This is a genomic window from Ureibacillus sp. FSL W7-1570 (assembly GCF_038593265.1).
Lineage (GTDB): Bacteria > Bacillota > Bacilli > Bacillales_A > Planococcaceae > Ureibacillus > Ureibacillus suwonensis.
In genome coordinates this window covers 793,877-815,652 of record NZ_CP151979.1, presented here as the reverse complement: position 1 = coordinate 815,652, position 21,776 = coordinate 793,877, and the positions used below count along the sequence as shown (strand labels likewise).

Here is a 21,776-nt window from a genome sequence, read left to right as displayed (position 1 = left end):
AAACTTTAAAGGTGATGTTTGAATCGGCTGAAAACATTAAATTGGTTAATGTATGGAAGAGCCAGTTTCCATTTATATTAGGAATCGATTTCTTAATAGTTGTAACTAAATTAAAAAAATTTAAAATTAACATGAGGCTAATTTACAATCACTTTCCCCAATAGTGCGTAAGAGCCATTCTATTTTAGTGTTTACATCATTGAATAAAGAATCGATTGTACCTTGTTTTGATATACTCACCTCCCAAGACTAATACTGCAACATCCAAGTGCCCACAGCGTTATCCACCCCCGACACAAAGGAGTCTAGCCCTTTTCCTCCTCCACAATTCTTCCGGTAGATTTATAATATCTCGCATAAGCTGTGCCAGTGGGGCCATTGCGGTTTTTGGCGACGATGAATTCCAACCGTTCGTATGGCTGTTGGGGTTGGCTCTGTTCTTCGGGCGACAGCCGTTCGTAGTAAGAATCCCGAAATAATAAGATAATCACATCCGCATCCTGTTCGATGTTGCCGGAATCCCGGATGTCGCTCATCACCGGGCGTTTGTTTTGTCTCGTTTCCACTGCCCGATTGAGTTGTGCAAGGCAAACGACAGGGCAATGGAAGTCTTTCGCCATTTTCTTTAATTGTGCGCTGATGTACGCAGTGTTGAGATAAGGATTGTTTCGATCTTCTTCGCAGGCAATGATTTGCAAGTAATCGATGAACACAATCGGTTTTTTCGTTGGGTACTTATTCATAAGTTTCCGGATTTGCGCCCGCATTTGACGGACCGTCAACCCGGCCCGATCGTCGATGTGAAGGTTGGCATTCTTCAGATTGTAAAGGGTGTCCATCCATTCGTTTTTTTGCTCTTCGCTTAAATATTTATAAGGATTGCGCATTTTTAACCGGTTGATGTTGCCGGTGAGGGCGACCAGGCGTTCAAGCAGCATTTTCCGATTCATCTCAAGGGAAAAGATGATCGGCAAATAACCCATCATGCCTGCAGCCAGCGCAAAGTGGTTCATCACGTCCGTCTTACCCATCGATGGTCTTCCAGCGATGATCGTCACTTCTCCTTGCCGGAAACCGCAGAGCATTTTGGCCAGCTCCTCAATATCGATGGGGATGAAGTCGTCCATTTTTTCTGGAAAGAACGGCCGTTCCGCCATGTTGACCAAATCCTGTTCGATGCTTGTCTCGATGGTCATGTTGCTTGTGTACAGTTGATCCAGTTTTGTCTGGATTTCTTCGATGGTCCAGTTTTCCGAGAGGGCTTCTGTCAAGATGGCACTTTTTTGCCGCTCCCGCCATGCATCCAACAGCATGTCCGCGTAATGCTCGAATTTTTCCGGATTGGCGTAGTAGGCAATGGTTGTGAGATACTGTGCCCCGGCATCTCCCACGTCCACCTCGGTCAGGAGAGTTACGTAGTCCACCGGTTTACCCGCGTTGGCTAACTCCTTCATCGCTTGATAGATGACGCGATGGACTTGGGAAAGAAACATCTCCGGCTGGATGCCTGCATCAAGGATCAAATAATTTTCCTGCATCATCGTTCCCAAAATGCTTTTTTCGAGAAGATCCGTGTTCAATTCCCGCATCTTGATCTCTCCCTCCTTAATGTTGAAGCCATTTCGGCTTTGGGGCATCTTCTCCCGCTGTAAAATCCAGTTCGATCGGTTTGTAAATGCTGGCAGGCTTTTGTTTTTTCGCTTCTCTTAAATATTTTTCAAAGTTGGGCGATTTGAATAGCGTACTCGGCCGCAAGTAAACATTCATTTTTTCGTTGTGCAGCCATTGGGAAACTTTCAAATCGATGATGCCTTGAAAATCTTCGAACGTATAGCCTTCTTCAATTCTTTTGGATATATCATCATGATGGATACGCAGAAGGGGATTATAGTTTTTATTTGCTTGTTTATTTAAATAATTAATAACTTTAATGATTAAGTTATACTGCCTTATCAAATTGGGTTGCTGCAGCTCGATTTGGACAGTGGAATCTGCCGGAATCTGGTGATGGCCGTCTACCCAATTTGCGACATTTTTGGAATGTTCATTTGCCCGATTTGAGTTGCTCGTTTTCTCACTTTGGGCATCGGCATTCCCATTTGAGTAACCATTTTGGGAAGGTGCATCAGCCCAATTTGTGATTCCCATCTTCTCATTTTGGGTACCGGCATCCCAATTTGGAATCCCATTATGCCCATTTTGAATAGTCCGTCCATGACGAAACAGGTCGCCATCCACAACGAGGTGCGAGATTTTTTCGTAATTGATCCGATACCATTTCCGTTGATTTTGCATCAATTGGGAAATGATATAACCATCCTTTTCCAGTTTTAAAAAAGTCCGAATGATGGTATTCCTGGACAAATAAGGCAACCGTTTCTGCCACTTTTCATATGTATGCACAAACCAATGGTGCCCGTCATGCACAATGGGGGATTGGAGCAGCTCTTTATGCAATAGTTCCAATATAATTGCACCATTCGCCCCAATGGTTTTGGCCAAAATCGGGGAGAATGTGAGTTGAGGACCATTGATCAACATTGTTCCGCCGCCTTTCTTGCCAATTTTTCGTAGAGATTGTTCAGCAACTTTTTCTCTTCTGGAGTGCCACAGAAATGGCAGATGCAATTGGAGTAGCCCTGCCAAGCCCTCAATCCTTTGAATGATTGTGCGAATTTGAATGCCCCATGCTCTGTCCAGAGGTAAAGGAGAGATACATATTTTAAGCTGGGCAGATGAGGGGATTCGCTCCATGCTGCAATGTCCTTTTTGGTGAGCAGGAAGTAGTCTTTTCCTTCTTTGAAAATTTCCTTATGGCGATAAAAAATGGCATAAATGCGCGCCATATCCGCATCGAAAAATTTCGCCAGCTGCTTTGTGGTAAGCACTTTCGTACCGTTGTATTCCATTTTCATCCCTCCTGATGATTTGGTGTTCTACTATCTATATACCTTGCAGAAGGGAAAAGAGGGACATAAGGGGGAATTTTTCTTAAGGATGTTGTATTAACTGATGTGGGTTGTTTTTGTTAATATAAAATTGAGATAAAGCGATTATTTCAACACTGAGGCACATACCCACTAATAATGATTGGAAGTGAGGGGTTAATTTTTTATAGATGTTCTCACACTAAGTATTTAGTTTTTCTTCGGATTTCTGATGTTTCAAACTTTTATTGAAACGATAGGACTTGCCATTCAATGGAGACAGGTTTTTGGATTAAACGTCCGGTAATCCGAGTGAGTAGTTTGAACCGGATGAACTTATTGATTGATAATGTTTTGTTCATAAAGACATTTTGAGTTCTAGCGGTCAAGACTGTAAGATGACATCTTTTAGGACATACAATTTTTTTGAAGGAGAGGAATGAGATGTATGAAAAGGATTTAAAACGGATTGTCAGTTTATTTCCAGAATTGATTGAAGAAGGGCTGTCAGTCGAGGAGGAGGAATATCCCATTCGGAGCAACCATTCTACCTATCGATGCGATTTAAAAGGAAAAGACAAGAATGGGAATACGGTGTATATTGAATTGAAGCTGGAGGCTGGAGAGGCGGTTGTCGCCCAAATGAGTAAATATGCTACGTTTGTCAAAGAGAATGGCCGTTTTATGGTGGCAGCATTTCAGTTTAAAAAAGATGTTATTCCTGTCTTGAATAAACTTGGTTACGAACACAAAGTTGTTGATTATGACAAAGCAAATCAACTATTAAAAGAAAACGAAACCAATCCCAAACTTTTCGAACGTAAAATGAAAGCTCTCCCTTCACATCCCGCATATAAGAAGACCCCGACACAACTGGTCTATCAAGATAATGAACGTGAAATCATTTCCGGCTTATTTCATGAATTGGAAAGTTTGCTTAGGGACTATGTAGAACGCGAATATCATTTACAGTTCATTGGGTTGGATATCAGAAAAAAGGAAGAACATCGCTTATTGTTTAAATCTCCAACTTCGCCTGGCGACCGGTTTGTCATCTATACACGCCCACGAGAGATGAATATCATTGAAATTCAATATGTACCTGATTTTAGTTTTACAACAGGTCATACAACAAAACGCAAAGAAGATTTTAAAGCCTACATAGATGCACATGAAGAGGAAGTCGCTGGCTTATTTGGATTCGATCAATTGCATTCAAGGACAAAAAAAGAAGTTCTTGAGCAAGGAGATCATTTGGATCATCGTAAACAAGCATGGAAAGGATTAAGTTATCGAATTGTTTCACCGATTGATGAATGGTCCAAACCTGATTTTCCTCAGTTTGTAGCAATGAAATTCATTTCATTTGTTGAAACAATATTGCCTGTTTTAGAGGATTTTGAAAAAATGAGCAATAAAGAAATGTAGTGTTCCGTTTCCAATATGGAAAACTACCCGCCTAAACAGTCATCATAGTATTCAGGAAAGATATAAGGGGCGCAAAAGAAATGATCCAATTTTGCCGTGATGCCAACTTGCCCATCAGCGAAGATTCAACGTATTATGCCATTATTGAAAAACTGGAAGAAAACGAAAAAAACGCAATGAACCAGATGATTCGTCTTTATTTCCAAAACAATGGATTCCCCAAATCATAAGAAACCGGTTGATTTTATAAAATTCCAGGAATTTATGGAACGATATTACAAAAGCCTTTCCCTGACGTCGGATTTTTATCACAAATGGCTATTCGGAGACGTCAAACAAAATCTTGTGGGAGATTTTGACGTCTGTTGTTTGATTATGGGGGAATGCCAATTAATCCTCCGCAGCCGGTGTAAATACCCGTATATGGTGGTCCGCAATGTCCATAAATAAGTAATCGTGGCGGTGGAAAATGGCTCTTGTATGATTATTCCATTGAAAATCATATTCTTTCACTTGATTGGTTTGGAATTTCCATATCCGCATCCGCTCTTCTTCGAGAAAGACACCGCTTTGATACGTTAAAGCAAAGGCAAGGACATTTCCCGTATGAAAAGGAATCTTGATCGATTTTTCCATTTTCAATTGGTGATTGAAGAAAATCAACTCATCCGTTGACGGATCGATGCAGGCATAAGGCTTGAATCGCGCAAATAGGGCATCGTACAAGAGATGATGGCGTAACGCGAAATATTCCAGTGAAGTGACGCCTTTACCCGGTTCCGCATAGTTTAATATATGTTTGCCAATCCCTTCGCCGAAAACCCCCTGGTCGCTGTATATACAGATAACCCCATTTTTAAAAGGGAATAAATCCGAAATACAAGGGCCGACCTTCATTTCATCCATAAATTCTCCGGTAAGCGTATAGAAGGAAAGCATCGACCCCCGTAAAAGGCAAAAATGGTTTTCCGTCCATCGGATCATGGAATATCCGGTTGGCAAGCATAGGATGGTTTCGCCATTGAGCTGGACAAGATTTTCCCCTTTTCCTTTCAATAGCGCAATCACATCCCCTTTTTTGCAATCCGCATCGAGAATTTCGTAATTGGTTGTGAAAACGATTTCTTCCATTATTTGCATAAACTCAACCATCCTTTTTATGAAAAAATGAGTATTTAGTTTGATGAATCGAACAGAAAGATGCCGAAAAAAAAATAACAATTTGTATAATGTGTAAGTTCCGACAATCTTTTCGGTTAAACGGGTTTTGGAAATATCTTAGATATTCCATATTTTGTTGTTTTTGTATTATCGTAGTTATACATAGTTTTGCATAAAAAGAAGAATTAAACTAGCCTGAATCAAAAACCGCATCGTACACAATAACACTAACACAAAAAGTGGGTGTAGAGATGAATCAATACAAAGATATATGTTCACCAACAAGGTTTGATGTTAAAAGATATGATACTCAAAAAAATCCAAGAGAATCTGGGCTTGGCAATAGAGATTTACGTCATTACCCCATTTCGAAATGTCGCATATCAGTTAATTAAATTATTGAATCAAATCCATTTTCCGATCCGCGAAGATGGCAAGGTCATGAATATCGGCACCATGAAGCTGTATGAACTGTTTTATCCCTGAAAGAAACGCAGCACGAAAGCCTTCAATTGAGGATGTTGATCTTGTGCAAATTGGGTTTGTGTTGATGCGTTTTTTCATCCCTGCCTGGTTTCATGATAAAAACAGGTTTCTTTTTGGAGATTATTACCTTTCTGTTTTATAATGATAAAAAAAGCAAAGAAGCGGGGGAAAATCGATGAAATATCTGGTAACCAGTGCCACTGGCGATTTGGCGGGAAGAGCGGTAAAGCATTTGAAAAATTTCGTGCCGGTTTCGGATATCGTGGTGACGGTGCGCTCAGAGGAAAAAGCCGGAACTTTCAGAAAGCAAGGGCTTGAAGTGCGCATTGCGGATTTTTTGGACAAAGAATCCTTGGTGAAAGCATTTCAGGGCATCAACCGCGTCCTCTTTGTCTCATCCAATGATTTGGCGACACGGAAACAGCAGCATCAAAATGTGGTGGAAGCGTTGAAAGAAGCAGGGGTGGAGTTTGTGGTTTATACGAGTGCGCCAAATGCCCAAAACAGCACGCTTATTGTGGCGCCTGACCACAAGTTGACGGAGCAGCTCATTATGGAGTCTGGCCTGGATTATGGATTTGCCCGCAACAATTGGTATTTGGAAAATGAAACGTTCATGCTGAAAGCGGTGAAGAATGGGGCGCCTTTCACATATTCCGCCGGTGAGGGCAGGGTTTGCTATGCCTTGAAGGAAGATTATGCGGAAGCGGCGGCCCGCATTTTGGCCGGGGTTGCGCCTAAGCAAACTATTTACGAACTCGGCGGCGAACCGATCACTTATGAACAGTTGGCGCAAATCGCAAGTAAAGCGATTGGCCGGGAAGTTGAGACCGCATCAGTTTCAGATGAAGAGTATGTCAAAGCGTTGGTGGATTTGGGCTTGCCACCGGAAGCGGCGCAATTCTCTGTCATCGTCCAAAAAGATATCCGCAACGGATTGTTGGATGTGCCAAGTGACGATTTGGAAAAAGTGTTGGGCAGAAAGACGACGCCGTTTGACGAGTTTATTCGGGCATTATGATGATTTTACGTTGGAGAGAAATGGAAAGAGGCTGGGATAAAAGATAAAAAACACCATTTTCTCCCGGGAGAAAATGGTGTTTTTTTGATAATTGAAGAAAATTGATTTCCGTTCCGGGGACGCTTTCCGCGGGCCCGGCTCGAGCCTCCTCGGAGCTCAATCCTTCGCTCCTGCGGGGTCTCGAGAGGGCTCGTCGCAGGAAAGCTTTTGCTTAGCGACTAAGCGTGCGCGACAGGAGCACTCGCCCCGTCACTCCAATCAATTTTTTACAAAAAATCTTTTTACAGCTCGTTCACTTTATTAGTTATGTCCCAGCCTCTTTTTATCAGTACGTACAGGAAAAAGTTGCGCACTTTTCGCTTCATCTCTAAATGAACAGTCTAGCGGCCTTTATGCTTTTGTTTCGCTTTTTGTTTTTTTAATTCCCATTTTCTTTGTTTAAGTGCTTCGTTGCGTTCTTTTTGGAGTTTCTTCGTTTCCCGTTTGCGTTGCTCGATTTCTTTTTTTATTGCCTCCTGCGCCTTGGTGGAAATCCCGCTTTTTTGCATTTCTTTGGCGACTTTCCGTTGAAGGCGTTTCGGATTCACTTTTTTCTTCAGCTTTTTCCGATCGGCAATTCCAATTTGTTTCCTGCTTTGAATGATTTTAGGCAACCGATTATTCACAAATTCCCATACTTCCGTATCATTGGGCTCTGTGCCGAATACGTAACGATACGCCTTTAATCTTCCGTTTTCGTGATATTCAATCACTCCAATCCAAAACTGGCCATCATAATAAATCGTCAATATCATGACGACTCCCTCCTCTAAAAAATGAATCATGGAATGATGGACAACCCGAGGAAGGGAAGGTTACTGACATCAATATGGCGATTGATGCATCCGGACTACCAACCGGATTGTGTTTTTTCATTCCATTATTTATGATAACAGTTACAACGAAATAAAAACAAACCCCAATTTCAATGGGTGAGGAGCCGTACATATGGAAAAAAAGATGATTGAAACAGAGAGATTAATTCTTAGAGAAATGACAGAACAGGATTTTGACGCATTGTTTGCCGTTTTGGGAGACCCCGAAGTGATGCAACACTATCCGAATGTTTTTGATGAAACCAAAGTGAGGGAATGGATTCATCGGAATATTGAAAGATATGAAATTTTCTCTTTTGGATTGTGGGCGGTTGTATTAAAAGAAACAGGGGAATTAATTGGAGATTGCGGACTGACCATGCAGCAGATTGGCGGGAACATCAAACCGGAAATCGGTTATCATATACGAAAAGATATGCAGAGAAAAGGATATGGAACTGAAGCCGCAAAAGCGGTGATCGACTGGGCTTTCACAAATACTCCGTTTCAAATTCTTTATTCATATATGAAGCACACAAATGCCGGTTCATATCGTACTGCGATTTCGGCGGGAATGAAACTGGTGGAGGAATTTCCTGATAAAGTAAATGGAATCACAAAGGTTTATGCAATTACAAGAGAAGAATGGATTGCTTTGAAAAAGGAATCCATTCTTTGCAGTGTTGAAACTCAATCGCAATTATGAGAGGAAAAGAGTCCTATGAATATCGGAACAATCATCTGTCTACTACTTGCAGTGGTTTTTGGAATGATCTCGATGATTTTTGCGCTATTAAAAGAAAAAGGCGCAATGCTCATTAGTGGATTTAATACGCTGTCCAAAGAGGAACAAGCAAACTATGATCAAAAGAAAATGAGCATCGATATGAGAAATTCCCTTTTTCTTTGGTCCATCCTTTTATTATCAGGGGCCCTTTTCGGATATTTTCTCAGTCAGTATGGTGCATTCCTCGCCATTGTCATTTGGCTGATCCTTTTTTCAAAGATGTTCATCTTGATCCAAAAAAAGCCTTTAAGAAATATAGGAAACCATAAAATTTCCAAATGTATAAATTGAGTAAATCGGGAGAAGATTTTTTTATAACAACCAAAGGAGCAGTTCAATGGCGAGCCGCTCTTTTTTATTTGAAAAATTTTAATATTATGATTATGAATAATCATGTTTGAGTATTTGCGGTAATAGTATTACAATCGAAACATAGTCAATTACGACTATAGAACTTAATAAGAATCTGATGGAAAAAAAAGTCCATCATTGCGATGTAGTGAATCGAAAAGGGGATAAAAACCTTTCTACCACGCTTTAGGCCGCAAAAGATTTTTATAAAACATCTGTAAAATATCAGGAGGAAATCACAATGATCGTTGTCACAAATAAAATTAAAACAAAAACAGGTTTTGCGGAAAAAATGGCGCCATTTTTTACAAGACCAGGGGCTTTACAAGAAATGGAAGGTTTTGTGAAAGTGGAAGTCCTCATTACAAAAAATCTTACAGAATATGATGAATTGAATGTCAATATGTATTGGGAAACAATCGAAGACTTTAACCGCTGGAGAAAAAGTGATGCATTCAGAGAGGCCCATCGAGGACCGGAAAACTCCAGTGAGGTATCTCCAATTTTAGGTAGTGAAATTATCATTTCAGAAGTTGCTTCCACTTTGGAAAAAGCATAATGAAATTACGGGAGGTCAGGCGGATTCTTTCTGCCTGGCCTCCCGATTTTTTTCACCTCAATGATCCGGGGCATGGCCTGGAAGATGCCGGTTTCCATTATGTCAAAGCAAGTTAATAATTTACAGCGTGCACAAAATGGATGGTTTCAAATGCCTGTAAATCATCATCCCGGTTCGCAAAATACCGGTCTTGTAAAGCGGTTGTCATCCTTTTCACCTCAAAAGCCTTGTCCTTATTTGCTCAACACTAATCGGGGGATAAAGAACCTCCTTCTTATTCATCCTATTCAACCATCATCGGAATCATACATAGAAAACGAGTATTACAGAATTCTTTAATTAGTTTGTTCCTTCACGCAAAGTGCGCGTTTATTCAGTAGAAAGCTCATTTTTGAAATCATACTTTAAAACCGTTTGATGTATTGATAAGCTGATAATGGAGATCTTTGAAAGGAAGTTAGGCTTTGAGTAATTTCGCTGGAAATCGAAATAAATGGAAGAAAATGATCGAGAGAAAAATACGATATGATGCGAAAGTGGTTGAGTATAAATGCCATTTACTAAATTCCCAAAATCGCCGTATCGTTTTATTTCATCTGATAGAAGAACCTTTTACCATTAAAGTGGATGATTTTCAACTGACCATTCCGGTGGGGAGTTATACAACTGCTTATTATTGGTTGGATCGTCCATATAATATGTATTTTTGGAGAGATCATTCAGGACATTATTTAGCTTCGTATTTTAACATTGTAAAGAATACAAAATTCGAAGAGGGTATGGTCGTATTTGAAGATTTGATTATTGATGTCCTGGCGCTGCCAAATGGGGAGCATTTTATTTTGGATGAAGAGGAATTGCCGGAACCCTTTGAAACATTTGAGAATGGCTTCGCTAAAGGGGCATTGGAAACTTTATTAAGTTCGATCGGCGATGTCCTCTCGCAAACTATTGCGGAATCCCAAAGTATTTATAGCCATAAAAAATTTATTCCCATATTAGAAAATGGGTATAAAGAGCTTTCTGCTAAGTGTTCTATCGTTTGATTACACCGGATATTGCCGGCATACACAAACTGGGGTGCCCTATTTTAAATGAAAGCGGGAGTTCCAAAAGCATAATCTTTAAGAACTCCCTCCGCCATCCATTAATTCGCCGCCGTACTTTTTTCTTTCTTTTCTTCTTTTGCCTCCTCCAGTTTGAATTCTTCCGCCACTTCATCGACAATGTGTTTTGTCGATGATTTGAATTCCCTCAATGTTTCGCCGACCGCCCTTCCCAATTGCGGCAGTTTTTTTGGCCCGAAAATGATCAGGGCAATCACCAAAATGACAATCAATCCAGGTACACCGATATTTGGCATCCACAATCCCTCCATTCGATATTCATTAACTTTATGAGCCGCTTTGATTCATCACTTGTTTCATATTTCTTCTCTTCATCGACCAGCCGGAAATGAAAATGCTGATTTCAAACAATAGCAATAACGGAATGATAATCAAAAAATCTGAAATAAAATCCGGCGGCGAGATGGACACGCCGACCACCACCAAGATGAAATAGGCCACTTTTCTCATCCGCTTCAATTTTTCCGGTGTCATAATCCCCACATTCGTTAAAAATAAAATCACGATGGGCAATTCAAAAACGGCGCCGACAGGAATCGTCAAATTGAACAGCAACGAAAAGTACTGATTGATTCCATAGGTTTCCGTCGCCCCAATGGATGTATTAATTTTCGATAAAAATTCGAGCATCATCGGAAATAAAATGAAATAACTGAAACTGATGCCCACTAAAAATAGGAGAAACGAGGCCGGGATGAAGGTCATTGTGTATTTTGCTTCCCTTTCTGTCAAACCGGGTTTTACAAACAACCAAATTTGAAGCAAGGCCATCGGTAAGGTGACCAAAATCGCCAAAATAAACGCACATTTCAGGTAGATCATGATGCCATCCGTATAACCAAACAGATTCCATTCCACTCCAGCCGCGGAAGGTTGATTTTTCAATAGTTGAAGCAGGTTTGGTGCAAACCAGAACCCTACCGCAAGCGATCCGATAAATAGAACCGTAACGAGGATCAACCGCTTCCGCAATTCCTCCAAATGGTCAATGACGGTTTGTTCTTTTTCTTCCATCATTTTCTATCACCCGCTTTAAATTCGCTTGAACCAGGATTTAATACATTTAATGAATGGAAGCGCTTTTCTATTCATTATTCATTTTGAAATTGAAATTTTTTTGAATTTTTAGGTCATACATAATACTTCCAATTACTAAAATAGGAACTGAACAGTAGTGTAAAAGGAGTGGTTCGGAAGGGGAGCGGCTTCAGTTCGTTGGAATCGTGCAGGTAGTGGATTTCATGAACCATAAGGTGAAGAAAAAGGGGGGTATCTGTTTGGTTTCCAGAAGAGAATTTTTGAAAGGTGCAGGATTGGCCATTGGGGGCATGGCACTGGGCGGCGGGATCGTAGGAACGATCGCTGCGAATATGTCTTCCTCCAAGGAAACGCCAAAAGGGGATCACCACGTTGAGACAACCGAGTATAACAAAGCGCTCATGTTTTTTACCCCAACGGAACACGCCGTAATCGATGCGGCGGCGGAGAGGATTTTCCCGAAAGATGAAAATGGCCCGGGAGCAAAGGAATTATTGGTTTCTTATTTCATCGATCATCAGTTGGCGGGTGCCTGGGGGACTGGTTCCAAAGAATATCGGCAAGGACCTTTCTATCCGGGCGAACCGACCCAGGGGTATCAAGGGCACTTGAACAAACAACAAATTTTCCGATTGGGCATTGAAGCTCTCCAAAACGAAGCAAAGAAACGATTCAACCAATCTTTCACCAGCTTGGAAGGTTCACAGCAAGATGAGATTTTACAAGCTTTTGAAAAAGGGGAAGTCGAAATCAAAGGGGTTTCTTCATCCTATTTCTTCTCGCTGTTGCGCAGTGCGACTTTGGAAGGCGTGTATGCCGATCCGTTATACGGTGGAAACCGCAATATGGAAGGATGGAGAATGAAAAAATTTCCGGGACATCAAATGAGTTTTGCAGACATTATCGATAAAGACGAATTTGTTGTGATTGAACCGCAAAGTTTACATTCCCAACATCATTCATGAAAGGTGATTGTGATTGGCGAAAGAATTGAAAAAAACGGATGTCGTGCTTGTCGGAATGGGATGGACAGGTGGAATTTTGGCAGCGGAATTGTCGAAAAAGGGATATAAAGTCGTCGGTTTGGAGCGGGGGAAAAATCAGACGCTTGCCGACTTTCAAATGATGCATGATGAATTGCGGTTTGCCCACCGATTCGAAATGATGCAGGATCTTTCAACAGAAACCGTTACATTCCGCAACAATCTTAAAATGCGGGCATTGCCGATGAGACAATACGGTTCCTTCCTATTGGGGAACAATGTGGGGGGTGCCGGAACGCATTGGAACGGACAAACCTTCCGTTTCTTGCCATACGATTTTGAAATATATACAAAAACCGTGGAACGGTACGGAAAGTCCAAAATACCGGAAGAAATGACGTTGCAGGATTGGGGCATCACCTATGATGAATTTGAAAAATATTACGACCAGTTCGAAAAAGCGATCGGCGTTTCAGGAGATGAAGCTCCATTAGGCGCACCGAGATCCAATCCATTCCCGACTCCTCCCATGAAGAAAACCCCAGCCCTCGAATTATTCTTCGAAGCAGCGAAAAAATTAAACTTGCACCCATACATGATGCCTTCCGCCAATTTATCCGAAAACTACACAAATCCGGACAACATCTCGCGTCCCGCTTGCCAATACTGCGGTTTCTGCGAACGTTTCGGCTGTGAATATGCCGCAAAAGCCGATCCGCTGAATACGGTGATTCCGGTTGCGTTGAACACAGGCAACTTTGAATTGCGCACGCACGCCAATGTGGTGGAGATCCTCCATCAAGATGGAAAAGCGGTTGGAGTCAAATATATTGATACGATCACAAGGGAAGAATATATCCAACCTGCGGAAGTGGTGGGCATTACGAGCTATGCGTTAAATAATGTGAGGCTCCTGTTGATTTCAAAAATGGGCAAACCATATGATCCGAACACGGGTACAGGGGTGGTCGGCAAAAACTACTGCTATCAAACATTCGGCGCATCCGCACAGGGCTTCTTTGAGAATAAACAATTCAATTTGTATGCCGGCGCAGGAGCATTGGGGGCTTGTCTTGATGATTTCAATGGCGACAACTTCGACCATTCGGATTTGAACTTCCTCCACGGGGCCAATATTTCCATCACCCAGACCGGCAGAAGACCGATCGCCAACAATGCGACGCCTCCTGGTACGCCATCCTGGGGCGCGGAGTTTAAAAAACAATCCATTAAATATGCCAACAGTGTATTAAGCGTCGGTGCCCAAGGAGCAAGTTTGCCATACCGGCACCATTATCTCGATTTGGATCCGACTTATAAAGACGCTTTCGGACTGCCGTTATTGCGGATCACCTTTGATTTTGAAGAGCAGGATCGTCAGCTGGTGGCGTATTTAGGGGAACAAACGGAAAAAATCATGAAAGAGATGGGCGCGGACATTATTCAAGCAGGAAAAACGTTGGGGCCTTATAATATAGTTCCTTATCAATCCACCCACAATACCGGTGGCGCCATCATGGGGTCCAGCCCGGAGACGAGTGTATTGAATAATTATTTGCAAATGTGGGATTTTGAAAACGTCTTCATTCCGGGGGCCAGCGCATTCCCCCACAACTCCGGCTACAATCCGACAGATACGGTGGGGGCATTGGCATATCGCGCGGCTGAAGGAATTGATTTATATCTGCAAAAGGGCGGATTATTGGTTTAATGTTTTGAATGAGGCGGTGATTGTTTGAGTCTACCCTCCATTGGAATACCGGGACTCATCATTATTTTATTCATAGCCATCTTGTTATTTGGCCCAAGTAAATTGCCCCAATTGGGTAGGGCAGTCGGGGAAACCTTAAGGGAATTTAAAAATGGGACAAAGAAAATCGTGGAAGAGAATCAAAGAGATGAGTAAGATGGCGCGGCTACCTGGAAACGGCCAGTTTTCCGGGTGGCCTTTTTCGTTTTCAATGGATTTGGATGAGGGGAAGGCAGTTTAAATTATAGAGTTCCCTTCATTCGTGCGTATATAAACTTAATTGGTGCGGATGGTACAGCATTTGGTTCGGATAAAGTATCGATTCGTGCGTTTGATAACCCCTTTGGTGCGGATAGTGTCTTAATTGGTGCGGATGGTACAGCATTTGGTTCGGATAAAGTATCGATTCGTGCGTATGGTAACCTCTTTGGTGCGGATGGTGTCTTAATTGGTGCGGATGGCACAGCATTTAGTTCGGATAAAGTATCGATTCGTGCGTATGGTAACCTCTTTGGTGCGGATAGTGTCTTAATTGGTGCGGATGGCACAGCATTTGGTTCGGATAAAGTATCAATTCGTGCGTTTGATAACCTCTTTGGTGCGGATAGTGTCTTAATTGGTGCGGATGGTACAGCATTTAGTTCGGATAAAGTATCGATTCGTGCGTATGGTAACCTCTTTGGTGCGGATGGTGTCTTAATTGGTGCGGATGGCACAGCATTTAGTTCGGATAAAGTATCGATTCGTGCGTATGGTAACCTCTTTGGTGCGGATAGTGTCTTAATTGGTGCGGATGGTACAGCATTTGGTTCGGATAAAGTATCAATTCGTGCGTTTGATAACCTCTTTGGTGCGGATAGTGTCTTAATTGGTGCGGATGGTACAGCATTTAGTTCGGATAAAGTATCGATTCGTGCGTTTGATAACCCCTTTGGTGCGGATAGTGTCTTAATTGGTGCGGATGGCACAGCATTTGGTTCGGATAAAGTATCGATTCGTGCGTATGGTAACCCCTTTGGTGCGGATAGTGTCTTAATTGGTGCGGATGGTACAGCATTTAGTTCGGATAAAGTATCGATTCGTGCGTTTGATAACCCCTTTGGTGCGGATAGTGTCTTAATTGGTGCGGATGGCACAGCATTTGGTTCGGATAAAGTATCGATTCGTGCGTATGGTAACCCCTTTGGTGCGGATAGTGTCTTAATTGGTGCGGATGGTACAGCATTTAGTTCGGATAAAGTATCGATTCGTGCGTTTGATAACCCCTTTGGTGCGGATAGTGTCTTAATTGGTGCGGATGGCACAGCATTTGGTTCGGATAAAGTATCGATTCGTGCGTATGGTAACCCCTTTGGTGCGGATGGTACAGCATTTAGTTCGGATAAAGTATCGATTCGTGCGTTTGATAACCTCTTTGGTGCGGATAGTGTCTTAATTGGTGCGGATGGTACAGCATTTAGTTCGGATAAAGTATCGATTCGTGCGTATGGTAACCCCTTTGGTGCGGATAGTGTCTTAATTGGTGCGGATGGTACAGCATTTAGTTCGGATAAAGTATCGATTCGTGCGTATGGTAACCCCTTTGGTGCGGATAGTGTCTTAATTGGTGCGGATGGCACAGCATTTGGTTCGGATAAAGTATCGATTCGTGCGTATGGTAACCCCTTTGGTGCGGATAGAATCCAAATTCTTGCATATAGAGACCCTTTTCGTGCAGATAAAATCCCAATTGGTGCGTATAGTTCCTTTTTTAGAGCGGAAGAAAATGATCCCCTCCTTTATGCGAATACAAGCCAATATTATTTCCTCTTTGGATACAAATACACATTCAATTTACATTGGAGACTGTGGTAAAATATGGTTAACAACATCGTTATCAAAGGAGGAAAAGGGTTGGATTGGAATTATTTCATTTTAGCATTGGGAATTGCGGCAGCTGGATATTTTATTGGGGAAGGTTTAAAGAATTTCAAAAGACCCGATGTACTGAATTCATTGGATGATGACGATTACGAACTGATCAATGAACGGAACGTGCATTATTTTATGGGGATTTCCAAAGAAGATGCAAAATCATTGATCCAGGAGCATCCTGACATTCCGCATATTTTGATCAATGGCAAAGTGTATTATCCAAAGGCCCAATTGCGTGAATGGTTATTGAATCTGGGGATGGAACAACAAAAATAATTTTGAATGATTCAACCAAACGATATCCAAGCCCGGCATGATGAAAAAATTATTATAGAAAGAAAGGCTGTATGTAAAGTGAATGATTGGATTACTAAAATAAAGAATAAAAAATTTATCGCATCCTTCAGCGGTGGAAAGGACAGTACGCTCGCTTTATATAAAGCCATACAAGCAGGAGAACCGGTTGGACTGATCGGGATGCTGGATGAAACGGATCACTTCTCCTACTCCCACCGATTGTCACCTGAATTTTTGGAAGCGCAAGCCCGTGCCATAGGCTGTCCCATCTTTACACGCGCCGCCAGCTGGACAACCTATGAAGAAAAGTTCATCCAGCTATTGGAGGAGGCAAAGGAAAAAGGGGCGGAAGTGCTCGTAACCGGCGATGTGGACGTACCTGACCACTGTTCCTGGCACGAAAACGTCGCGAATAAGGTGGGGCTTGATTTATGTATGCCCCTTTGGCACAGAGAGCGTCGAGAAATTGTCGAGGAATTTGTTGATTCTGGTTTTGTGGCCATGGTGACAACAGTGAATTTATCAATGGGTATGCGCATGGATGACTTGGGAAGAATATTGACCCGTGATTACATAGAGGAGCTTGTGGAACGGTCCATCGATCCATGCGGGGAAGCAGGGGAATTTCATACAACGGTGTTGGATGGTCCGATTTTTTCGGCGCCGATTCAAGTGGAAAAGTTGGACATCATTCGCAAAGATGAATATGTCTTTTTGCCGTTGAAATTGAAATAGTAATAAATATCGCATGCTTAATGCAGTTAGCAATGTCCCTGAACTTTTTGGTTATCCAAAGGGCGCTACATTTCGGTGCATCGAATTATTGCCATTTATACACAACATAAAACCATTCCCACCGGCGGAAACGGGCATGAAAAAATATGCAAGTTACTGAATTTAATAAGATCCGATTTGCTCGTTTATGGCGAAAAATGGCGATTTTTGACATTCTCTGGTGTTTATGGGCTTCGGAATAAGGGAATTTCAATAGAAAGGAAGCATTTTGTCCAAATAATCAATTGAATATTTTACCTATACTTGAGAAATCTAAGATATGTGGATGAATAACGGTTTTTATTGGAGGTAGCGCTATTGAATCTCGCAGATGTGTTGATTATTGTCGGTTCGGTAATCATATGCTTCATCTTCATAGTTTTTATCGTCAGTGGATTATATTTGTATTTTATTGACCGCAGCCAAAAGCAACATCCGGTGTTGCGCAATTATCCGGTTATCGGCAGGGCGCGGTACTTATTTGAAACAATCGGCCCCGAATTGCGCCAATACTTATTCGACCATGATACAGAAGGGAAGCCGTTTTCGCGTTTTGAATATCAAACCATTGTAAAATCCGCAAAATATAAACGCGATGTGATCGGATATGGTTCATTGAGGGATTTTGAGAAACCCGGTTTTTATATCCGCAATTCCATGTTTCCGAAACTGACGGAAGAATTGAAAATGGATCAGGAAACAAGGGTGAAAACGAAACGGTACATTCTATTGAATGAGCCTTTATTTGGACAAAGGAAAGAAAAATGGGAAGATCATGAATCAAAGGCGTTCCTCTTGCATGATGATGATGCCATTGTGATTGGGGAACATACGAAGCATCCATTCATTGTCAAAGGACAAATCGGCATGTCCGGAATGAGTTACGGTGCCCTGGGCAAAAATGCGATTACTGCGTTGTCCGAGGGTCTCGGCATTGCGAAAGGGACATGGATGAACACCGGGGAAGGCGGACTTTCCGATTATCATCTGAAGGGCAATGTGGATATCATTATGCAAATTGGTCCCGGTTTATTTGGCGTACGTGACAGAGAAGGGAATTTCAACTGGGACGCATTGGTGGAGAAAAGCCAAATTCCGCAGGTGAAAGCCTTCGAAATCAAATTGGCTCAGGGGGCTAAAACCCGCGGCGGCCACATTGATGCCGAAAAAGTGACGGAGGAAATTGCAAGAATCCGCATGGTGGAACCTTATACTTCCATTGATAGCCCGAACCGTTTCAAAGAGTTTAATGATTTCCATACGTTATTCGATTTCATTGAACAAATACGTGAAAAATCGGGGAAACCGGTGGGCATGAAGGTGGTCATCGGAAGCCCGCATGAAGCGGAAGCATTGGCCAAGGCGATGAAAGAATCGGGAAAAGGTCCGGATTTCATCACGGTGGATGGCGGCGAAGGGGGAACGGGTGCGACGTATCAGGAGTTGGCTGATAGTGTCGGTTTGCCGCTTAAGGCCGCCTTGCCATTGTTGCAGAATGCTCTGGTCAAACATGGCGTGCGGGAGCGGGTGAAAATCATCGCTTCCGGCAAACTGTTCTCCGCAGACCGGATTGCGATTGCCCTTGCCATGGGGGCGGATCTCGTCAATATCGCCCGCGGTTTTATGATTACAGTGGGCTGCATTCAGGCATTAAAATGCCATTCCAATGCATGTCCTGTGGGTGTCGCAACGACAGATCCGGATTTGCAGAAAGCGCTGGTCATTGATGAGAAGAAATACCGCACCGCCAACTATGTCATCACATTAAGGGAAGGGCTTTTCCGCATCGCTGCGGCATGCGGCATTGATTCACCGGTACACTTCAAGCCGGAACATGTGGTTTATAAAGATGAAAAAGGCCGGGTGTTCCCGCTGGAGGAGTATTATCAAACGTTGTTGGAAAAATAATTAGGATCGCAAGAATGAAAAGGCTGGCATCCACTCTTGATGAGGAGCCAGCCTTTGATACATGTCTGATTTGTGCCTGAACTTTAAGATGCAAGTACTAAACCACGATGGTAGACATGAGAGAAGCGGAATCTGAAGGAAGCTGGAGGCAAAGTACTGATCCTGGGAACACGAACCTCATAAAAGCTGGTCCATATGTTGAACGATTAAATAAGCGGATGCAGATTAAGGAAAGAATTAAAATTAAAGACAAGGTTAAGAATATTGTGGTCATAAACGCAATAGATGAATTTCCCCAAATTTATCAACCTTAATACCCATATAATCAAAGTAATAAAATAAGAATTATTTACTTTATTAGTAAAATTAAAAAAATAAATTAATTGAAATATTGAAATTTTAAGAAAAATTGTTTAAGATAATTACAATCCTTTAGCATATTAAACAACTGAAGAAATTAATAGTAATTAGATGAATATGGAAGCTTCTGTATGCAATTGATTGTTTGATAAGCCGGGCGTTCATGTGATCGATCAAGCACTAAAGTTTGTTCATGGCAGCAACTTCTTTTTAACGGTTCGAATTTTTTTTAACCATAATCACTAGTATTTCAATAGGAAAAATAAATTATTAGGAGGAATACACATGTCTTTACAATTTGCTTACTGGGCACCAAATGTTAGTGGAGGATTAGTGATTTCCAAAATCCCGCAAAAAACGGGATGGTCCTTTGAAGACAATAAACGTTATGCACAAATCGCCGAAAAGCTTGGATTTGATTATGTATTAATCCAAACCCGGTTTTTGGCAAGCTATGGTGCTGAAAATCAATTGGAGGCGGCAGCTCTTGCATCCGCGTTGGCGGCTTCCACAGAAAAATTAAATCTGATCACGGCTGTATTACCTGGCTTATGGCATCCAGGTGTGATGGCAAAAATTATCTCAACAATCGATCATATCAGTAATGGCCGTGCAGCCATCAACATTGTCAGCGGTTGGTTCAAAGGCGAGTTTAACGCATACGGTGAGCCTTGGTTGGACCATGATGAGCGCTATCGCCGTTCGGAAGAGTTTATTGAAGTATTGCGTGGTCTTTGGACAGAGGAAGAATTTACTTATCGCGGAGACTTCTATCGAATCAATCAGGCTCCTTTAAAGCCGAAACCGGTAAAAACGCCAAAAATCTTCCAAGGAGGAAATTCGAAAGCCGCCAAAGAAATGGCAGGACGTGTATCAGATGTGTACTTCATGAATGGCGGTTCATTGGAAGACATTAAAAAGCAAATCGATGAAGTTAAAGCCCTTCGTGAAGCAAATGGAAAAGGGCAAATTGAATTTGGGGTAAACGGCTTTGTGATCGTTCGTGATACGGAGGAAGAGGCAAAGCAAGTTTTACGTGATATCGTAGAACAAGCAGATCACGAAGCTGTGTTAGGATTTAAAGATTCTGTGAAACATGCCGGCCAATCTACAAATGAAAAAGAAGGTATGTGGGCGAATTCTTCATACGAAGACTTGATCCAATACAATGACGGATTTAAAACCGGATTGATTGGTACAGCGGAGCAAGTTGCAGACCGCATTATTGAATTGAAGAAAATCGGCGTCAACATCGTGTTAACAGGATTCTTGCATTATGACGAAGATCTTCAAGCATTTGGCGAAAAAGTGATTCCATTAGTCAGAGAAAAAGAAGCAAAATTAGAGCTGCAAAATGCGTAATGGGAGAAAGCAAGTACAAGCTCTCAATGGAAAAATGACAGGTTCAGCCACTCTATTGAATATAGGGTGGCTTTTATTTTTGAAACGGTATTTTTTAAGAGCATGAATGGGATTGGATTTAAGGGATCAAAGCATAATGGCGGCTTTTGGAAGGGATTAACGTAAGGTTTGTTGTAATCTTTCAGTAAAAAAATAGGAGGGAGGATTGCCGCTGGGTTCTTTTAGGAATGGCTACATCTCCCATTTTTTGTCCAGCCACGTTTTCCAGTTTCCATCCGGGATTCGCTTTCCTAATCCTTTATGAATTGGATTGTACATATACACATAGGCTTGAATCCTTTCGCCGGTTTCCAACACAACTTCTTTGATTTCACGAATGTAAAGGTTATCCCTTGTTGGTGCATTTTCATCGTAATCTTCCAATAGGTCCATCGCTTGCAAAGCCTTTTGAAAATGACGTTCTTTAATGGTAATGACTTCTCCGAACACCGTTGAATTTCCTTCGATCATGCAAGGATATTCGCCGCTGATATGTGAATATAGTTCCACATTGTCAATCGCCGCGTTTTGAATGTTTTCGATTGCATTTTTGGGGATGACATGATGATTGGAACACCCTGTCATCAGTGTGCCGTAGACAAAGAAATTTCGATTCATTGCAATCCCTCCGATTTCATTGTGTCAGGAAC

General features: G+C 41.9%; 24 protein-coding genes. 15 read left to right on the top strand and 9 right to left on the bottom strand.

Annotation, left to right across the window (positions count from 1 at the left end; translation table 11 throughout):
• Positions 1–305: 305 nt before the first annotated feature.
• The 3 genes from NST13_RS04035 to NST13_RS04025 are packed head-to-tail and all read right to left on the bottom strand — an operon-like array spanning position 306 to position 2,909.
• Positions 306–1,589: a DnaB-like helicase C-terminal domain-containing protein gene (locus NST13_RS04035; protein ID WP_342581476.1), complete on the bottom strand. Its 1,284-nt coding sequence runs from the start codon at positions 1,587–1,589 to the stop codon at positions 306–308.
• Between the two features lie 16 nt (positions 1,590–1,605).
• Positions 1,606–2,541, bottom strand: coding sequence for a conserved phage C-terminal domain-containing protein (locus tag NST13_RS04030; RefSeq protein ID WP_342581475.1), 936 nt, complete (start codon positions 2,539–2,541; stop codon positions 1,606–1,608).
• Positions 2,535–2,909, bottom strand: coding sequence for an ORF6N domain-containing protein (locus tag NST13_RS04025; RefSeq protein ID WP_342469294.1), 375 nt, complete (start codon positions 2,907–2,909; stop codon positions 2,535–2,537). Before NST13_RS04025 ends, NST13_RS04030 begins: the two co-directional genes overlap by 7 nt.
• Positions 2,910–3,371: 462 nt before the next feature.
• On the opposite strand from NST13_RS04025, the gene NST13_RS04020 reads away from it, so the two are divergent.
• Positions 3,372–4,355, top strand: a complete 984-nt coding sequence (locus tag NST13_RS04020; RefSeq protein WP_342581474.1) for an endonuclease NucS domain-containing protein — start codon at positions 3,372–3,374, stop codon at positions 4,353–4,355.
• Positions 4,356–4,435: 80 nt separating this feature from the next.
• On the top strand, positions 4,436–4,585 hold the full coding sequence (locus NST13_RS04015) for a hypothetical protein (RefSeq protein ID WP_181733255.1): 150 nt from the start codon (positions 4,436–4,438) through the stop codon (positions 4,583–4,585).
• 160 nt (positions 4,586–4,745) lie between these two features.
• Here the strand turns inward: NST13_RS04015 and NST13_RS04010 are convergent, their stop codons facing one another.
• A complete protein-coding gene (locus NST13_RS04010; RefSeq protein ID WP_342581473.1) occupies positions 4,746–5,495 on the bottom strand; it encodes a hypothetical protein in 750 nt (249 codons plus the stop codon).
• A gap of 357 nt (positions 5,496–5,852) precedes the next feature.
• Between NST13_RS04010 and NST13_RS04005 the strand changes: the two genes are divergently transcribed.
• On the top strand, positions 5,853–6,002 hold the full coding sequence (locus tag NST13_RS04005; protein ID WP_342469298.1) for a hypothetical protein: 150 nt from the start codon (positions 5,853–5,855) through the stop codon (positions 6,000–6,002).
• Positions 6,003–6,177: 175 nt separating this feature from the next.
• The gene (locus NST13_RS04000) at positions 6,178–7,023 is read left to right on the top strand and encodes an SDR family oxidoreductase (RefSeq protein WP_342581472.1); all 846 of its coding nucleotides are present in this window, start codon (positions 6,178–6,180) and stop codon (positions 7,021–7,023) included.
• 380 nt (positions 7,024–7,403) lie between these two features.
• Here the strand turns inward: NST13_RS04000 and NST13_RS03995 are convergent, their stop codons facing one another.
• Positions 7,404–7,817 (bottom strand): YjdF family protein, encoded by a 414-nt coding sequence (locus NST13_RS03995; RefSeq protein ID WP_096550904.1) that lies wholly within the window; start codon positions 7,815–7,817, stop codon positions 7,404–7,406.
• A gap of 193 nt (positions 7,818–8,010) precedes the next feature.
• Here NST13_RS03995 and NST13_RS03990 point away from each other — a divergent pair, with 193 nt between their 5' ends.
• The 4 genes from NST13_RS03990 to NST13_RS03975 all read left to right on the top strand — a co-directional run bounded on the left by NST13_RS03990 (position 8,011) and on the right by NST13_RS03975 (position 10,620).
• Positions 8,011–8,583, top strand: coding sequence for a GNAT family N-acetyltransferase (locus NST13_RS03990; protein ID WP_197722718.1), 573 nt, complete (start codon positions 8,011–8,013; stop codon positions 8,581–8,583).
• Between the two features lie 15 nt (positions 8,584–8,598).
• The gene (locus NST13_RS03985; protein ID WP_342581471.1) at positions 8,599–8,955 is read left to right on the top strand and encodes a DUF3784 domain-containing protein; all 357 of its coding nucleotides are present in this window, start codon (positions 8,599–8,601) and stop codon (positions 8,953–8,955) included.
• 301 nt (positions 8,956–9,256) lie between these two features.
• Positions 9,257–9,574, top strand: a complete 318-nt coding sequence (locus NST13_RS03980) for a heme oxygenase (protein WP_096550905.1) — start codon at positions 9,257–9,259, stop codon at positions 9,572–9,574.
• A gap of 503 nt (positions 9,575–10,077) precedes the next feature.
• Positions 10,078–10,620, top strand: coding sequence for a DUF402 domain-containing protein (locus tag NST13_RS03975; RefSeq protein ID WP_096552484.1), 543 nt, complete (start codon positions 10,078–10,080; stop codon positions 10,618–10,620).
• Positions 10,621–10,721: 101 nt separating this feature from the next.
• On the opposite strand, the gene tatA (NST13_RS03970) is transcribed toward NST13_RS03975, so the two are convergent.
• Both tatA (NST13_RS03970) and tatC read right to left on the bottom strand, forming a co-directional pair.
• The gene (gene tatA / locus NST13_RS03970) at positions 10,722–10,937 is read right to left on the bottom strand and encodes a twin-arginine translocase TatA/TatE family subunit (protein ID WP_096550906.1); all 216 of its coding nucleotides are present in this window, start codon (positions 10,935–10,937) and stop codon (positions 10,722–10,724) included.
• A 31-nt stretch (positions 10,938–10,968) separates the two neighbouring features.
• Positions 10,969–11,718, bottom strand: coding sequence for a twin-arginine translocase subunit TatC (tatC, locus tag NST13_RS03965; RefSeq protein WP_342581470.1), 750 nt, complete (start codon positions 11,716–11,718; stop codon positions 10,969–10,971).
• Between the two features lie 260 nt (positions 11,719–11,978).
• Here tatC and NST13_RS03960 point away from each other — a divergent pair, with 260 nt between their 5' ends.
• Genes NST13_RS03960 through tatA (NST13_RS03950) form a run of 3 tightly spaced genes read left to right on the top strand, consistent with a single transcriptional unit; the run spans position 11,979 to position 14,628 of the window.
• Positions 11,979–12,704, top strand: coding sequence for a gluconate 2-dehydrogenase subunit 3 family protein (locus NST13_RS03960; protein WP_342469304.1), 726 nt, complete (start codon positions 11,979–11,981; stop codon positions 12,702–12,704).
• Between the two features lie 13 nt (positions 12,705–12,717).
• Complete coding sequence (locus tag NST13_RS03955) at positions 12,718–14,433, top strand: GMC family oxidoreductase (protein ID WP_342581469.1); 1,716 nt, start codon at positions 12,718–12,720, stop codon at positions 14,431–14,433.
• Positions 14,434–14,457: 24 nt separating this feature from the next.
• Positions 14,458–14,628, top strand: a complete 171-nt coding sequence (gene tatA, locus NST13_RS03950; RefSeq protein ID WP_096550910.1) for a twin-arginine translocase TatA/TatE family subunit — start codon at positions 14,458–14,460, stop codon at positions 14,626–14,628.
• Positions 14,629–14,714: 86 nt separating this feature from the next.
• Here tatA (NST13_RS03950) and NST13_RS03945 read toward each other — a convergent pair whose 3' ends face one another.
• Entirely contained in the window at positions 14,715–16,091 is a 1,377-nt protein-coding gene (locus NST13_RS03945) for a hypothetical protein (RefSeq protein WP_342581468.1), read from the bottom strand.
• Between the two features lie 274 nt (positions 16,092–16,365).
• Here NST13_RS03945 and NST13_RS03940 point away from each other — a divergent pair, with 274 nt between their 5' ends.
• From NST13_RS03940 to sfnG, 4 genes are all read left to right on the top strand, one after another.
• Positions 16,366–16,662: a DNA-binding protein gene (locus tag NST13_RS03940; protein ID WP_342581467.1), complete on the top strand. Its 297-nt coding sequence runs from the start codon at positions 16,366–16,368 to the stop codon at positions 16,660–16,662.
• A gap of 6 nt (positions 16,663–16,668) precedes the next feature.
• Positions 16,669–17,418 carry a diphthine--ammonia ligase gene (locus NST13_RS03935; RefSeq protein WP_342581466.1) on the top strand — a complete coding sequence of 250 codons (750 nt, stop codon included), beginning with the start codon at positions 16,669–16,671 and terminating at the stop codon, positions 17,416–17,418.
• A 357-nt stretch (positions 17,419–17,775) separates the two neighbouring features.
• Positions 17,776–19,365 carry an FMN-binding glutamate synthase family protein gene (locus NST13_RS03930; RefSeq protein WP_342581465.1) on the top strand — a complete coding sequence of 530 codons (1,590 nt, stop codon included), beginning with the start codon at positions 17,776–17,778 and terminating at the stop codon, positions 19,363–19,365.
• 645 nt (positions 19,366–20,010) lie between these two features.
• The gene (gene sfnG, locus NST13_RS03925; protein WP_342581464.1) at positions 20,011–21,087 is read left to right on the top strand and encodes a dimethylsulfone monooxygenase SfnG; all 1,077 of its coding nucleotides are present in this window, start codon (positions 20,011–20,013) and stop codon (positions 21,085–21,087) included.
• Positions 21,088–21,318: 231 nt separating this feature from the next.
• On the opposite strand, the gene NST13_RS03920 is transcribed toward sfnG, so the two are convergent.
• A complete protein-coding gene (locus NST13_RS03920) occupies positions 21,319–21,744 on the bottom strand; it encodes a gamma-glutamylcyclotransferase family protein (protein WP_342469311.1) in 426 nt (141 codons plus the stop codon).
• Positions 21,745–21,776: the final 32 nt, after the last annotated feature.

Excerpts from the sequence above, each read along its gene's own strand:
- NST13_RS04035 (WP_342581476.1), bottom strand. The coding sequence starts at position 1,589 with ATGCGGGAATTGAACACGGATCTTCTCGAAAAAAGCATTTTGGGAACG.
- NST13_RS04030 (WP_342581475.1), bottom strand. The coding sequence starts at position 2,541 with ATGTTGATCAATGGTCCTCAACTCACATTCTCCCCGATTTTGGCCAAA.
- NST13_RS04025 (WP_342469294.1), bottom strand. The coding sequence starts at position 2,909 with ATGGAATACAACGGTACGAAAGTGCTTACCACAAAGCAGCTGGCGAAA.
- NST13_RS04020 (WP_342581474.1), top strand. The coding sequence starts at position 3,372 with ATGTATGAAAAGGATTTAAAACGGATTGTCAGTTTATTTCCAGAATTG.
- NST13_RS04015 (WP_181733255.1), top strand. The coding sequence starts at position 4,436 with ATGATCCAATTTTGCCGTGATGCCAACTTGCCCATCAGCGAAGATTCA.
- NST13_RS04010 (WP_342581473.1), bottom strand. The coding sequence starts at position 5,495 with ATGCAAATAATGGAAGAAATCGTTTTCACAACCAATTACGAAATTCTC.
- NST13_RS04000 (WP_342581472.1), top strand. The coding sequence starts at position 6,178 with ATGAAATATCTGGTAACCAGTGCCACTGGCGATTTGGCGGGAAGAGCG.
- NST13_RS03995 (WP_096550904.1), bottom strand. The coding sequence starts at position 7,817 with ATGATATTGACGATTTATTATGATGGCCAGTTTTGGATTGGAGTGATT.
- NST13_RS03990 (WP_197722718.1), top strand. The coding sequence starts at position 8,011 with ATGGAAAAAAAGATGATTGAAACAGAGAGATTAATTCTTAGAGAAATG.
- NST13_RS03985 (WP_342581471.1), top strand. The coding sequence starts at position 8,599 with ATGAATATCGGAACAATCATCTGTCTACTACTTGCAGTGGTTTTTGGA.
- NST13_RS03980 (WP_096550905.1), top strand. The coding sequence starts at position 9,257 with ATGATCGTTGTCACAAATAAAATTAAAACAAAAACAGGTTTTGCGGAA.
- NST13_RS03975 (WP_096552484.1), top strand. The coding sequence starts at position 10,078 with ATGATCGAGAGAAAAATACGATATGATGCGAAAGTGGTTGAGTATAAA.
- tatA (WP_096550906.1), bottom strand. The coding sequence starts at position 10,937 with ATGCCAAATATCGGTGTACCTGGATTGATTGTCATTTTGGTGATTGCC.
- tatC (WP_342581470.1), bottom strand. The coding sequence starts at position 11,718 with ATGATGGAAGAAAAAGAACAAACCGTCATTGACCATTTGGAGGAATTG.
- NST13_RS03935 (WP_342581466.1), top strand. The coding sequence starts at position 16,669 with ATGATTCAACCAAACGATATCCAAGCCCGGCATGATGAAAAAATTATT.
- sfnG (WP_342581464.1), top strand. The coding sequence starts at position 20,011 with ATGTCTTTACAATTTGCTTACTGGGCACCAAATGTTAGTGGAGGATTA.
- NST13_RS03920 (WP_342469311.1), bottom strand. The coding sequence starts at position 21,744 with ATGAATCGAAATTTCTTTGTCTACGGCACACTGATGACAGGGTGTTCC.